The sequence below is a fragment of the Pseudomonas sp. GW821-FHT02H06 genome (assembly GCF_059421525.1).
Window position 1 is genome coordinate 17420 of record NZ_JBWKVD010000020.1, and the last position, 12923, is coordinate 30342.

Annotated in this window: 13 protein-coding genes; 9 read left to right on the forward strand and 4 right to left on the reverse strand. The window is 60.0% G+C overall.

Annotated features, from left to right (window positions below):
* The first annotated feature begins 89 nt into the window (after positions 1–89).
* From topA to AC07VF_RS23575, 3 genes are all read left to right on the forward strand, one after another.
* Entirely contained in the window at positions 90–2693 is a 2604-nt protein-coding gene (gene topA, locus AC07VF_RS23565) for a type I DNA topoisomerase (RefSeq protein ID WP_192172368.1), read from the forward strand.
* 150 nt (positions 2694–2843) lie between these two features.
* Positions 2844–3365, forward strand: coding sequence for a DUF6586 family protein (locus AC07VF_RS23570; RefSeq protein ID WP_192172369.1), 522 nt, complete (start codon positions 2844–2846; stop codon positions 3363–3365).
* A 75-nt stretch (positions 3366–3440) separates the two neighbouring features.
* Positions 3441–3677 carry a hypothetical protein gene (locus tag AC07VF_RS23575; RefSeq protein WP_037011193.1) on the forward strand — a complete coding sequence of 79 codons (237 nt, stop codon included), beginning with the start codon at positions 3441–3443 and terminating at the stop codon, positions 3675–3677.
* A gap of 98 nt (positions 3678–3775) precedes the next feature.
* Here the strand turns inward: AC07VF_RS23575 and sulA are convergent, their stop codons facing one another.
* A complete protein-coding gene (gene sulA / locus AC07VF_RS23580; RefSeq protein ID WP_192172370.1) occupies positions 3776–4279 on the reverse strand; it encodes an SOS-induced cell division inhibitor SulA in 504 nt (167 codons plus the stop codon).
* A gap of 11 nt (positions 4280–4290) precedes the next feature.
* Complete coding sequence (lexA, locus tag AC07VF_RS23585; RefSeq protein ID WP_065988571.1) at positions 4291–4899, reverse strand: transcriptional repressor LexA; 609 nt, start codon at positions 4897–4899, stop codon at positions 4291–4293.
* Positions 4900–5127: 228 nt separating this feature from the next.
* On the opposite strand from lexA, the gene psrA reads away from it, so the two are divergent.
* From psrA to AC07VF_RS23600, 3 genes are all read left to right on the forward strand, one after another.
* Positions 5128–5838: a transcriptional regulator PsrA gene (gene psrA / locus AC07VF_RS23590; protein WP_192172371.1), complete on the forward strand. Its 711-nt coding sequence runs from the start codon at positions 5128–5130 to the stop codon at positions 5836–5838.
* A 105-nt stretch (positions 5839–5943) separates the two neighbouring features.
* Complete coding sequence (gene nagZ, locus AC07VF_RS23595; RefSeq protein ID WP_192172619.1) at positions 5944–6945, forward strand: beta-N-acetylhexosaminidase; 1002 nt, start codon at positions 5944–5946, stop codon at positions 6943–6945.
* 9 nt (positions 6946–6954) lie between these two features.
* A complete protein-coding gene (locus AC07VF_RS23600; protein ID WP_346627816.1) occupies positions 6955–7695 on the forward strand; it encodes an S-methyl-5'-thioinosine phosphorylase in 741 nt (246 codons plus the stop codon).
* 387 nt (positions 7696–8082) lie between these two features.
* Here AC07VF_RS23600 and AC07VF_RS23605 read toward each other — a convergent pair whose 3' ends face one another.
* Complete coding sequence (locus AC07VF_RS23605; protein WP_037011182.1) at positions 8083–8307, reverse strand: DUF6555 family protein; 225 nt, start codon at positions 8305–8307, stop codon at positions 8083–8085.
* Positions 8308–8565: 258 nt separating this feature from the next.
* On the reverse strand, positions 8566–9708 hold the full coding sequence (locus AC07VF_RS23610; protein ID WP_495009762.1) for an aldose epimerase family protein: 1143 nt from the start codon (positions 9706–9708) through the stop codon (positions 8566–8568).
* Between the two features lie 345 nt (positions 9709–10053).
* On the opposite strand from AC07VF_RS23610, the gene AC07VF_RS23615 reads away from it, so the two are divergent.
* The 3 genes from AC07VF_RS23615 (at position 10054) to AC07VF_RS23625 (ending at position 12894) form a co-directional block, all read left to right on the forward strand.
* Entirely contained in the window at positions 10054–10764 is a 711-nt protein-coding gene (locus tag AC07VF_RS23615; protein WP_192172374.1) for a FadR/GntR family transcriptional regulator, read from the forward strand.
* A gap of 76 nt (positions 10765–10840) precedes the next feature.
* Positions 10841–11719 (forward strand): SMP-30/gluconolactonase/LRE family protein, encoded by an 879-nt coding sequence (locus AC07VF_RS23620; RefSeq protein ID WP_495009761.1) that lies wholly within the window; start codon positions 10841–10843, stop codon positions 11717–11719.
* Between the two features lie 164 nt (positions 11720–11883).
* Positions 11884–12894, forward strand: coding sequence for a substrate-binding domain-containing protein (locus AC07VF_RS23625; RefSeq protein WP_282371908.1), 1011 nt, complete (start codon positions 11884–11886; stop codon positions 12892–12894).
* The last annotated feature ends 29 nt before the right edge of the window (positions 12895–12923 follow it).

The following is a 12923-nucleotide window of genomic DNA, read 5'->3' on the forward strand; positions in this document are numbered from 1 at the left end:
ATTGCTTGACCTCACCTTTCAGCCACTATATATAGCGGGGCCTCGACGGCTCTGACGTCTTTTTTCTCGCATTAGGAATTTTCCGATCCATGGGCAAATCGCTGGTCATTGTGGAATCCCCGGCTAAGGCCAAGACCATCAACAAGTACTTGGGCAACCAGTACGTGGTGAAGTCGAGTATCGGCCATATCCGAGACCTGCCCACCAGCGGTTCGGCTAGCGCCTCCAAAGAGCCTGCTGCCAAGCGCGGCAAGGCCGTGGCCGAAGCGCCTGCGCTGTCGCCCAAGGAAAAGGCCAAGCGCCAGCTCGTGGCGCGCATGGGTGTCGATCCGGAACACGGCTGGAAAGCCAAGTACGAAATCCTTCCCGGCAAAGAGAAGGTGATCGACGAATTGCGCCGCCTGGCCAAAGACGCCGACACCATCTATCTCGCGACGGACTTGGACCGCGAAGGGGAAGCCATTGCCTGGCACCTGCGCGAAGCCATTGGTGGCGACGATGCGCGCTACAAGCGTGTGGTCTTCAACGAGATCACCAAGAAAGCCATTCAGGAAGCCTTCTCCAAACCGGGCGAGCTCGACATCGACCGCGTGAATGCCCAGCAGGCACGCCGGTTCCTCGACCGCGTCGTCGGCTACATGGTGTCGCCGCTGCTGTGGCAGAAGATCGCCCGCGGTCTGTCGGCCGGCCGTGTGCAGTCCGTGGCAGTGAAGCTGGTGGTGGAGCGCGAGCGTGAAATCCGCGCGTTCATCCCGGAAGAGTACTGGGAGATCCATGCGGACCTCGGCACTGCCAAGGGCGCCAACGTTCGCTTTGAAGTCGCCCGCGAAAAAGGCGAGGCCTTCAAACCGCTGGACGAAGCGACCGCCATGGCGGCGCTGGAGAAGCTCAAGGCCTCGGCCTACAGCATCAGCAAGCGTGAAGACAAACCGACCAGCAGCAAACCGTCGGCACCTTTCATCACGTCCACGCTGCAACAGGCCGCGAGCAATCGCCTGGGCTACGGCGTGAAGAAAACCATGATGATGGCCCAGCGTCTGTACGAAGCCGGTTACATCACCTACATGCGTACGGACTCGACCAACCTGTCGGCCGACGCAGTGGCCATGGCCCGCACCTACATCGAAACCGAGTTCGGCAAGAAGTACCTGCCGGAATCGCCGATCGTCTACAGCAGCAAGGAAGGCGCGCAAGAGGCTCACGAAGCGATTCGTCCCTCCGACGTCAACACGCATCCGAGCAAGCTGACCGGCATGGAGCGTGACGCCGAGCGTCTGTACGAGCTGATCTGGCGCCAGTTCGTGGCCTGCCAGATGCCGCCCGCGCAATACCTGTCGACCACCGTCAGCGTCGCGGCCGGTGATTTCGAGCTGCGCGCCAAGGGTCGCATCCTCAAGTTCGACGGTTACACCCGCGTGCTGCCACAGATGAGCAAGCCGGGCGATGACGACGTACTGCCGGACATGGCCCAGGGCGACAAGCTGAAGCTGATCAAGCTCGACCCAAGCCAGCACTTCACCAAGCCGCCTGCACGTTATTCGGAAGCCAGCCTGGTCAAGGAAATGGAAAAACGCGGCATTGGCCGTCCATCGACTTATGCAGCGATCATTTCGACGATTCAGGACCGTGGCTATGTGGCGCTGCACAACCGTCGTTTCTATTCGGAAAAGATGGGCGACATCGTCACTGAACGTTTGTCCGAAAGCTTCTCGAACCTCATGGACTACGGCTTCACGGCCGGCATGGAAGAGAACCTCGACGACGTGGCCCAGGGCCAACGCGACTGGAAGAACGTCCTCGACGAGTTCTATGGCGATTTCAAGAAGAAACTCGAAGTGGCCGAAGCACCCGACAGCGGCATGCGCGCCAACCAGCCGGTGATGACTGAGATCCCGTGCAAGGTCTGCGGTCGCCCGATGCAGATTCGTACGGCGTCCACCGGCGTGTTCCTCGGCTGCTCGGGCTACAGCCTGCCGCCGAAAGAGCGCTGCAAGGCCACCGTCAACCTCACGCCGGGCGACGAAATTGCCGACGACGATGAGGGCGAGTCCGAATCCCGCGTGCTGCGTGGCAAGCACCGTTGCCCGATCTGCAGCACCGCGATGGATGCGTACCTGCTGGATGAGAAGCATAAGCTGCACATCTGCGGTAACAACCCGGATTGCTCGGGTTACGAGATCGAAGAGGGCACCTACCGCATCAAGGGCTATGAAGGCCCGAGCGTCGAGTGCGACAAGTGCGGCGGCGAAATGCAGCTCAAGACCGGCCGTTTCGGCAAGTTCTTCGGCTGCACCAACTGCAAGAACACCCGCAAGCTGCTGAAAAGCGGTGAAGCGGCGCCGCCGAAGATGGACCCGGTGAAGATGCCGGAGCTCAAGTGCGAGAAGGTCGACGACACCTACATCCTGCGCGATGGTGCTTCGGGGTTGTTCCTGGCGGCCAGCCAGTTCCCGAAAAACCGCGAGACCCGTGCACCGCTGGTGATGGAGATTGCACCGCACAAGGACGAGATCGATCCTAAGTATCACTTCCTGTGTGACGCGCCGAAGAAGGACCCCGACGGTCGCCCGGCGGTGATCCGCTACAGCCGCAAGTCCAAGGAGCAATACGTGCAGACCGAAGTGGACGGCAAGCCGACTGGCTGGCGTGCGTTCTACGACGGCGGCAAGTGGAAGGTCGAGGACAAGCGTTGATCGTTTGATCACGATCCGACTGGTCAGCCCCGACGCTTTGCGTTAAAAGAATCCCTCGGCGTCCTCGTGCGCTGCGAGGGATTTTTTTGTCTGCGGCTGACTCGCTGCGGGCAGGTTGGCGCTTCACTCATCTCTACAGAGGCCACCGTTATGGCTCATGAACTTTATACCCGCACCAACCAGAAGCTGTTCTTCGCAGGCCTGGCACTGGAGGCGATGGCGAAGGCCAGGGACAGCCGTGCGATGAACGCCCAAGGGCTTGAACAGGCGGAGCGTGAGTCGGCGATCTTTCATCTCTATGGCGCGTTGCTCGGGCTGTGCCACGAGATTGCCGGATTCTACCGACTGCCACAGGCCAGCACCCCGCGTGCCGAGGACCTGCTGTCGCCGAAGGTACTGGAAGCTATCGCCATCCCGGAAATGGGCGAATTGGTCGAGCTCGCCCACAACCGCGAAACGTGGCTGGCGCAATTACTGGCCTCCTACCAGGCGTTGTTCATGCCGCCGAGGGCGCCGCGCAAACCCAAGGGTGACGTCACTCAGCCACTTATCATCGCAGTGGGGGCGGAAGAAGAGCCCGAGCAGGCGTTGACGCGCGAGGAGATGGAAAGCTGGCGTCAGCAGCTCAAAGGCCTCGCAATCCGGTTCAGAGAAGGCCTGAGCGAGTGCTGAGTCGGAGTGATCGATGGGCTAGGGACTCAGTCATCTGGCTGTTACAATGCGAGCCTTTCGTGGAGAACTGCCCTGATGCCAACTTCGTTTCTGGAAATTGTTGAACTGCCTGACGGTCGCATCGAGCTGCGCCGCGCCGAAGATGAAGGATCGCTGGTCACCCTGAATTTTTCGGAAGACGCCAAGGCGTTCTTGCAGGGTCAGCACGTTGAAGTCGCCAAGGCGATGCTCAGCGTCGGTGTACAGATGGCGGGGCGGCTGGCCGAAGGCGAATTGACCAAGGATGAAGAAGGGCCGCGCGTGCTGCACTGATCCTCAGGATTCGCAGCTCGCCCACACGCCGTTCCGCTTCTCGATTCGCAAGAAGCACCTACACGCTCCAAATACCCTGAATAGTTCTGCCGACGTGCCTAGCCCAGACGAATGTTGAGGCTCTGCGCATCGCCGATACGTGCTGCGCTGGCCAGTTGCTGGCGCGCACTGCCTGAGATGGGATTGATCCAGCTGACCACCGTATGACTGCGGCCCAGGCGCAACACCTCACGGGTCAGTTCCAGCGCACTCTGCGTCCCGCGCGGGTGCATCAGAATAATGCGTTCCCGATTCAGACCCGCGTCACGCAGCCACGCCTGGGTCACGCTGGCGGGTGGTGCAACCAGGGTCAGCCAGCGGTCGTTGGTGTCCTCACTCAACTCACGCAGGATCGGGGCCAACAGGTTGAGGCAGTTCCCGGCAGCGCCGCGCAATGACACTTCACTAAAGGCTTCCGGTTCGTTGCTCCAGGGCGACTCGGCAATCTCTGCCAGGGTCGGGACCTGCAACAGCGGAACGTCGAGCATGGGCACGCCGGGTGCCATGAATGCTTCGAACAGGGGCAGTTGTGCATGTTGTTGCGGTGTCTGTGGGAACTGCATCTACGTTCTCCTTATCGACGAATCACGCCGACGCTCAAGCCTTCAATGACAAGATCCTGATCTTTGAGATTCACTTCGATCGGTGCGAAGTCGGCGTTTTCGGCCAGCAGCCAGACCTTGTTGCCTTCGCGTTTGAAGCGTTTAACTGTCACTTCATCACCGATTCGCGCCACAACGATCTGGCCGTTGCGTGCTTCGCGGGTGGTATGGACGGCCAGCAGGTCGCCGTCGAGAATTCCGACGTCTTTCATGCTCATGCCGTGAACACGCAGCAGGTAATCCGCGCTGGGGTGAAAGAAGGCCGGGTTGATGGCGAGGGATTCTTCGATGTGCTGCTGGGCCAGGATCGGCGCGCCGGCTGCGACGCGACCAATGATCGGCAGGCCGCTGTCATCGGGCTTGGCTTCGAAGCCGGGGATACGAATGCCGCGGGAGGCGCCCGGAGTCATTTCGATGGCGCCTTTGCGGGCGAGTGCTTTCAAGTGTTCTTCGGCAGCATTGGGCGATTTGAAGCCCAGCTCCTGAGCGATTTCAGCGCGGGTCGGCGGGTAGCCGTTGTCTTCGAGGCAGCGCTTGATGAAGTCCAGAATCTCGGCTTGGCGTGACGTCAGTTTGATCATGTGCATCGCTCTGGCTTTTTATACAGTGACTGGGATTATATACAGTGCTTGGGTCTTGGCAATGGTCCTTTTTGCCCAGCCTGCGGTGCGCCCCCTTCATAAGTGGCTACAGGCCCCGGTTTGTATGGTTAAATGCCGTGACCGCATGGACAGAAAGCGGACGCTCAGGGTTGACAGTGCTGTGTATGAAACGTATGTTTCAAACACGTGTTTGTCAGGCGTTGAACCATGGCTCAGTCGGAAACAGTTGAACGAATTCTCGATGCAGCGGAGCAGCTATTTGCCGAGAAAGGTTTTGCCGAAACCTCGTTGCGGCTGATCACCAGCAAGGCGTCAGTCAATCTGGCAGCGGTGAATTACCACTTCGGTTCCAAGAAGGCCCTTATTCAAGCGGTGTTCTCCCGCTTCCTCGGGCCGTTCTGCGTCAGTCTCGACCGCGAGCTGGAGCGCCGCCAGGCCAAGCCTGAACACAAGCCGACCCTTGAAGAGCTTCTTGAAATCCTCGTTGAGCAGGCGCTGGTGGTTCAGCCGCGCAGCAACAATGACCTGTCCATCTTCATGCGCCTGCTAGGCCTCGCGTTCAGCCAGAGCCAGGGCCATTTGCGGCGTTATCTCGAAGACATGTACGGCAAGGTGTTCCGCCGTTACATGCTGTTGGTCAACGAAGCAGCCCCGCGCATTCCTCCCATCGAGCTGTTCTGGCGGGTCCACTTCATGTTGGGCGCTGCGGCCTTCAGCATGTCCGGCATCAAGGCGCTGCGCGCCATTGCGGAGACCGATTTCGGGGTCAACACGTCCATCGAGCAGGTCATGCGCCTGATGGTGCCGTTTCTGGCGGCCGGCATGCGCGCCGAAACGGGCGTCACCGACACGGCCATGCTCACCGCGCAACTTCGGCCCCGTACCAAAACCTCGACACCGGCACCTGCCAAGGTCTGAGGCGCGCCACGGGCTGGCGGTGGCGTAATTTGCATCACATCCTTCGATCCCGCACCATGCCGGCCTGAGCATTGGTTGTTGAAGGATCTTCCTATGAGTTCTGGCCTGCAAGGCTCCCTGATGGTGGACGTCGCCGGTACCTGGCTGACCTCCGAAGACCGTCAGTTTCTGCGTCAGCCCGAAGTGGGCGGCCTGATTATTTTCGCGCGCAACATCGAGAGCCCACGGCAAGTTCGTGAACTCTGCGCATCCATCCACGCCATTCGTCCCGAGTTGCTGCTCGCCGTCGATCAAGAGGGTGGACGTGTCCAGCGCCTGCGCCAGGGCTTTGTGCGGTTGCCGCCGATGCGCGCCATTGCCGGCCATCCGAATGCAGAAAGCCTCGCCGAGCATTGCGGCTGGCTGATGGCAACCGAAGTGCTGGCGGTGGGGTTGGACCTTAGCTTTGCGCCGGTGCTGGATCTGGATTATCAGCGCAGCGCGGTCGTCGGCACCCGGTCGTTCGAAGGCGATCCCGAGCGCGCGGCGCTACTGGCCGGCGCTTTTATCCGTGGCATGAACGCAGCGGGCATGGCGGCCACCGGCAAGCATTTCCCCGGGCACGGCTGGGCCGAGGCCGACTCCCACGTGGCCATCCCCAATGACGAGCGCAGTCTTGAAACGATCCGTGCCAGTGACCTGGTGCCTTTTCAGCGCTTGAGCAAACACCTCGCAGCGGTCATGCCCGCCCACGTGATCTATCCCCAGGTCGATTCGCAGCCGGCAGGCTTTTCCCGCCGCTGGCTGCAGGACATCCTGCGCGGCGAGCTGGGTTTCGATGGCGTGATTTTCAGCGATGACCTGTCGATGGCTGGCGCCCATGTCGTGGGTGACGCCGCCAGTCGCATCGAGGCGGCGCTTACGGCCGGCTGTGACATGGGCCTGGTGTGCAACGACCGCGCGGCGGCTGAGTTGGCATTGAGCGCGGCGCAGCGCTTGAAGGTCTCGCCGCCGGCGGCGCGGCTTCACAGAATGCGCGGGCAGGGCATGGCGTCCACCGAATACCGGCAGCATCCCCGCTGGCTGGCGGCGCTGACCGCCCTGCGCGCCGCTCAACTGATCGAATAAGGAACTCCCATGACTGTTTACGCGATTATCGGCGGCACCGGCCTGACCCAACTCGAAGGGCTGACGATCCGTCAGTCCTTGTCAGTGAATACCCCATACGGCGCGCCGTCAGGCGATATCCATCTCGGCGAATACGCCGGCCGTGAGGTGATGTTCCTGGCTCGTCACGGGCACCCGCACCGCTTTCCGCCGCACAAGGTCAACTACCGCGCCAACATCTGGGCCCTGAAGCAGGCCGGCGCCGAAGCGATCCTGGCGGTCAACGCCGTGGGCGGGATTCACCCTGACATGGGCACTGGCCATTTCTGTGTCCCCCACGATCTGGTGGACTACACCAGCGGCCGCGAGCACACCTTTTTTGCCGATGATCTGGAGCACGTGACCCACATCGATTTCAGCTTCCCCTACAGCGCGCCATTGCGGGCCCGACTGATTGCCGCGCTGGCGGCCGAAGGCTGCGCCCACAGCGATTTCGGCGTGTATGCCTGCACCCAGGGACCACGGCTGGAAACAGTGGCCGAGATTGCGCGGCTCGAGCGGGACGGCTGCGACATCGTTGGCATGACTGGCATGCCGGAAGCTGCACTGGCGCGTGAGCTTGAGCTGGAATATGCCTGCCTGGCGCTGGTGGTGAATCCGGCCGCAGGCAAGTCGGCGGCGGTCATCACGATGGCGGAAATCGAGCAGGCTTTGCACGATGGCATCGGCAAGGTCAAGGCGACACTGGCGCGAGTGCTCAGCGCCGCTTGAGGCCTGAAATCGTGGGTTTGGAGGGCTTTCTCTCAACGCTGGCTAGGCCGGAAAGGGTAACAAAGTCAACGCTATATCGTTGAAATAGTTGTCCACGGAAAGCGTGAATATCTCTGTGGATAAGTTTCTGTAAGCCAGTGATTGCAAGGCGTTAGCGGCAATGGTCGTTTAATGATCAGGTTTGCCAATGGCGTCGATGAAGCGAGTTAATGGTCAGAATTCCCTTCAGATCAAGCTTCAAAAGGGCGGGGTTAAGCGAGGGGGGGCAGGCATTGGACTGCCCGCCAGCGCGCCGAGGATGACGCGCCGCCGAGGCAGATTTCCGCAGGGGAAAGTCAGGTGGAAGGTCAGCGAAAACTCAGAGGAGAAGAAGCCCTGATGGGTTGATCAGGATTCAGCCCACTCAACATCGGTCAAGCCCAGTTGCTCGGCTTTCGGCTTGGTCACTTTCGGCACCCGGTCGGAGCGGTATTTGGGAATCTGACCAAACCCGGCATCCACCGACGCCCAGTGCCAGGCAGATGCGTTATCCATGGCTTCAGCGCTGATGTAGAAGCTTTTGTAGCTGCCATGCAGCAGGTAATCGATTCTGAAATGCTTGTACTGTGCCACGCTTGCAAACCTCCCTATCAGTCACTCTCTTTGTAACTGAGTCGTCACCGTCAGGAAAATTCACTCGAAATCACCGTTCTAAGCCAAATGGTTAGCTTTAGTACAGAACGATGATCCCAAGGTCTTCAACCCTCACAAATGAATGGCACACCCGGTTTTGAGCGGTTTCAGTGACGGTATGGCGGCTTGAAGCAGTGGCCGGTGCGACAGAAGCGACGTTTGAAGTCGCCCTGCCGCGTCGGTTTTACACTCAAACGATCACTTGGTCAGGAATTTGAACACAGTGGTCTGGGTGTAAGCCTTGCCAGGGTCCAGACGCGTGGAAGGGAAGGCCGGCTGGTTAGGCGAATCCGGATAGTGTTGGGTTTCCAGCGTGAACGCGCCCCAATGCGGATAGATCTTGCCGGCCTTGCCCTTGACGGTGCCGTCGAGGAAGTTGCCCGTGTACAGCTGAACCCCAGGCTCGGTGGTAAACAGCTGCAGACGGCGACCCGACTTCGGATCGACCACGTCCGCGGCCAGATTCGACAGCTTGCCCTTGTTATCGAGCACCCAGTTGTGGTCGTAGCCGCCCTGGGTCGCTTCAGCGAACTTGAGCTGCTGGTTGTCTTCACGGATGCGCTTGCCGAAGGCGACCGGCTTGAGGAAGTCAAACGGTGTGCCGGCGACTGGCGGCAGCTCGCCGGTCGGGATCAGCGTCTCGTTGACCGGCGTGTAATGCGCAGCATGCACCACCGCCACCTGATCCAGGATGTCGCCGTTACCCGCGCCGGCCAGGTTGAAGTAGCTGTGGTTGGTGAGGTTGAGGACGGTCGGTTTGTCCGTCGTCGCGTGGTACTGGATGCGCAGCTCGTTCTTGTCGTTCAGGCTGTAGGTGACTTCGGTCTTCAGCGTACCGGGGAAACCCATTTCGCCATCGACCGAGACGTACGTCAGTTTGACCCCGACCGAGCCTTTGTCCTTGACCTCCTCAGCCTTCCAGATCTGCTTGTCGAAGCCTTTCGGGCCGCCGTGCAGGGAGTTGGTCTTATCGTTCAGCGGCACCTGATAGCTCTTGCCATCCAGAGAGAACTTGCCGCCTGCCAGACGATTGCCGAAGCGGCCAATGGTAGCGCCGAAAAATGCGGTGCCTTTGACGTAGCCGTCCACGTCATCGAAGCCCAGTACCACATCCTCAGCCTTGCCGTGCTTGTCCGGGACCAGCAGCGATTGCAGCGTGCCGCCGTAGGTGATCACCGTGGCCTGCATGCCTTTGCTGTTGCGCAGGGTGTATTTCTCGACCGGGGTGCCGTCGGCGAGTTTGCCGAAGGCGCCGTGTTCAGTAGACAGTCCGACGGCGTGCACTTGCAGGGCGGCGGCCATCAGCGACAGGCCCAGGGCAGGGATAAGCGTCTTTCTCATTGCGTCGATCCTTTTGTTTTTATAGGCGTGTTGATGTGAGTATTTCGGGGGTGTTGCCCGAAGGCATCAGCCTCACTACTCGAAGCGCTACCGCCAAGCAGTACGTCAATGGCCTGGATTTAGCGATTGGTCATACTATTCAGCTTGGAAGGCCCCGATATTTCGAGTTATAGATCAAAAGCACTCGCTTTAAAAATAAATTGTAATACTATTTGGCGGAAGGCAGTGTCCGTCCCGATGCGGGAAGGTCTAGCCCAGGAATGGCCTTCTGTACAGGTGATTGACGCCTAATCGTATGATCATTAGCCTCGATCTGCGGAACACACCGCGAACAGGGGCGGATCAATGAGCAGCAGTTTTCACGCGTCGACGGTAGACCGCCTGGGAGCCTGGATTGCTCAAGGCAATGTGATGCCGGGACAGTCGCTGAAGGTTGAAGCGGCATTGGGTGAAGAATTCGGGGTCAGCCGGACGGTGATTCGCGAAGCCATCAAGACCTTGGTGGCCAAAGGGTTGCTGGAAGTCGGACCCAAGGTGGGCACGCGGGTATTGCCGGTGCGCAGCTGGAATCTGTTTGACCCGCAGGTCGTGGGATGGCTGGCGGCGAAAGGCCTGCCGGAGAGTTTTGTGCTGGACCTGCTGGATTTGAGGCGCGCCATTGAACCGATGGCCGTGCGTTGGGCCTGTGAAAGGGCGACACCGGAGCAGATTGCCGGGATTCAGGCGGCTTATGTTCGGCTGGCGGCCAGCGTGGCAGATTCGAGTGATTACAACGCGGCGGATCAGCGCTTCCATGAAGCGGTGCTCGCGGCGAGTCATAACCAGTTCATCGAGCAGATGTTGCCGGCACTGGGGGCGTTGCTGGCGATCTCGTTCGAAGTGTCGTCGGCGGTACCCGGAGAGCTCGGCAGAACCTTGCCGCTGCATAAGGATCTGGCGGATGCCATTGCCAACCGTGACTCGGCGCGGGGTGTCTGGGCCTGCATGAGCCTGATCGAAAACGCCGGTGAGGTGATTGCGCGTTCACGGGAGCAACCGTTGTCGCGCTATTCCTGAGCAGGAACGTTTGACGTTTTACAGGTGAGCTTTTTGAGTGGCTCACGGACCTACAATAATAAGCAGGAAATTTTCCATGAAATGGCTGCCGGTCTGCGACCAGCGTTTCAAATTGGCCGAAGGGCCGTTCTGGGACCTCGCCCACCAAGCGTTGTACTGGGTCGACATTGCCGGCTTCCGCGCGTTGCGCCTGCACGCTGGTGAGGTGTCCCACTGGCAGTTCAGCGAGCCGGTCTCCGCCTTCATACCCACCACGGCAGGCGACGCATTGGTCACCCTGGCCAGCGGCGTCCATCGTCTCGACCTTGATTCCCCGTCCGACAAACCGGTTACTTCCCTGCTGTGCGCCGCCGATCCCGTGCCGGGCAACCGTGCCAACGAAGCCCGTTGCGACCGGCATGGCCGTCTCTGGTTGGGGACCATGCAGAACAACCTGGACGAGGAGAGCGGTGACCTGCCGATCGAGCGTCGATCCGGCGGGCTTTACCGCGTCGACGGTGATGCCTCAGTCGCGCCTCTGCTCAGTGGGCAAGGCATCGTCAATACGCTGGTCTGGCCAGAAAACGATTCTGCCGTACTGACCGCCGATACTCTGGACGGCGTGATCTATCGTTACCCGATCAACGACGATCACTCTTTGGGTGACCGCGAGATCTGGGCCCATGAGCATTCTCGCGGTGCACCCGATGGCTCGGCGATGGACGAAGACGGTTTTGTCTGGAACGCCCGCTGGGGTGGCGGCTGCCTGATCCGTTTTGCCCCCGATGGCAGCGTCGACCGGATCGTCGAGCTGCCGGTCAGTCATCCGACCAGCTGCGTTTTCGGCGGGCCGGACATGACCACGTTGTTTGTCACCAGCGCGCGACCTGCAGAAGGCGCGCTGGCGCTGGATGGAGCTGTGATTCAGATGGAAATTGGCATCAAGGGCATGGCCTCGCACCGCTTTGCGGGGTGAGCCAAACCCTGCGTCGTGGAGGTGTGACACTCGGTTACATAGGCTTCATTGATAATATGATATGACTGTTTTCAGTCGATCGGCGCGCGGTGTTTTCTGCTGCATGCCGCTCTGACACTCACTGCTGAACGCTGTAGCTAGTCAATAAAAATAAGGAGTTAGCTATGTTGAGTCGCCACGGGATTCGTTCCCTGTGCTGTGCTGCTGTTGCCACCGCCATTCTGGGCATGAGCGCCGGTGTATCCGCCGCTGACGTCGAAAAGGTCAAGATCGGTTTTCTGGTCAAGCAGGCTGAAGAGCCCTGGTTCCAGACCGAATGGCAGTTTGCCGAAAAGGCCGGTAAAGACCACGGTTTCGAAGTCATCAAAATCGCCGTTCCCGACGGTGAAAAAACCCTTTCTGCCATCGACAGCCTTGCCGCCAACGGCGCCAAGGGTTTTGTCATCTGCCCGCCTGATGTTTCCCTCGGCCCGTCCATCGTCGCCAAAGCAAAGGCCAACGATTTGAAAGTCATGGCTGTCGATGACCGGTTCGTCGACGCCAAAGGCAAGTTCATGGAAGACGTGCCGTATCTGGGGATGGCCGCGTTCGAAGTGGGCCAGAAACAGGGCGCGGCCATGGCCGACGAAGCAAAGAACCGCAAGTGGGACTGGAAAGAAACCTACGCGATCATCAACACCTACAACGAGCTGGACACCGGTAAGAAGCGCACCGACGGTTCGGTGGACGCCTTGAAGAAAGCCGGTCTGCCTGAGGATCACATCCTCTTCGCGCCGCAAAAGACCCTCGACGTGCCAGGCAGTATGGACTCCACCGGTGCGGCCCTGCCGAAACTGCCAAGCGGGGCGAAAAACCTCATCATCGGCGGCATGAACGACAACACCGTTCTGGGCGGCGTGCGCGCCACAGCGGGTGCTGGCTTCACCGCGGCCAACGTGATCGGCATCGGCATCAACGGCACTGACGCCATCGATGAGCTGAAGAAGAAGGAAAGCGGCTTCTTCGGGTCGATGCTGCCCAGCCCCGACAAAGAAGGCTACAACACTGCCCTGCAGATGTATGAGTGGGTCACCACCGGCAAAGAACCTGCGAAATACACCGCGATGGACGACGTGACGCTGATCACCCGCGCCAACTTCAAGGACGTGCTGACCAAGATCGGTCTGTACAAGTAAGCGCGGCAGTCGAGTCGGGACGCCTGAAA

Excerpts from the sequence above, each read along its gene's own strand:
- topA (WP_192172368.1), top strand. The coding sequence starts at position 90 with ATGGGCAAATCGCTGGTCATTGTGGAATCCCCGGCTAAGGCCAAGACC.
- AC07VF_RS23570 (WP_192172369.1), top strand. The coding sequence starts at position 2,844 with ATGGCTCATGAACTTTATACCCGCACCAACCAGAAGCTGTTCTTCGCA.
- AC07VF_RS23575 (WP_037011193.1), top strand. The coding sequence starts at position 3,441 with ATGCCAACTTCGTTTCTGGAAATTGTTGAACTGCCTGACGGTCGCATC.
- sulA (WP_192172370.1), bottom strand. The coding sequence starts at position 4,279 with ATGCAGTTCCCACAGACACCGCAACAACATGCACAACTGCCCCTGTTC.
- lexA (WP_065988571.1), bottom strand. The coding sequence starts at position 4,899 with ATGATCAAACTGACGTCACGCCAAGCCGAGATTCTGGACTTCATCAAG.
- psrA (WP_192172371.1), top strand. The coding sequence starts at position 5,128 with ATGGCTCAGTCGGAAACAGTTGAACGAATTCTCGATGCAGCGGAGCAG.
- AC07VF_RS23600 (WP_346627816.1), top strand. The coding sequence starts at position 6,955 with ATGACTGTTTACGCGATTATCGGCGGCACCGGCCTGACCCAACTCGAA.
- AC07VF_RS23610 (WP_495009762.1), bottom strand. The coding sequence starts at position 9,708 with ATGAGAAAGACGCTTATCCCTGCCCTGGGCCTGTCGCTGATGGCCGCC.
- AC07VF_RS23615 (WP_192172374.1), top strand. The coding sequence starts at position 10,054 with ATGAGCAGCAGTTTTCACGCGTCGACGGTAGACCGCCTGGGAGCCTGG.
- AC07VF_RS23620 (WP_495009761.1), top strand. The coding sequence starts at position 10,841 with ATGAAATGGCTGCCGGTCTGCGACCAGCGTTTCAAATTGGCCGAAGGG.
- AC07VF_RS23625 (WP_282371908.1), top strand. The coding sequence starts at position 11,884 with ATGTTGAGTCGCCACGGGATTCGTTCCCTGTGCTGTGCTGCTGTTGCC.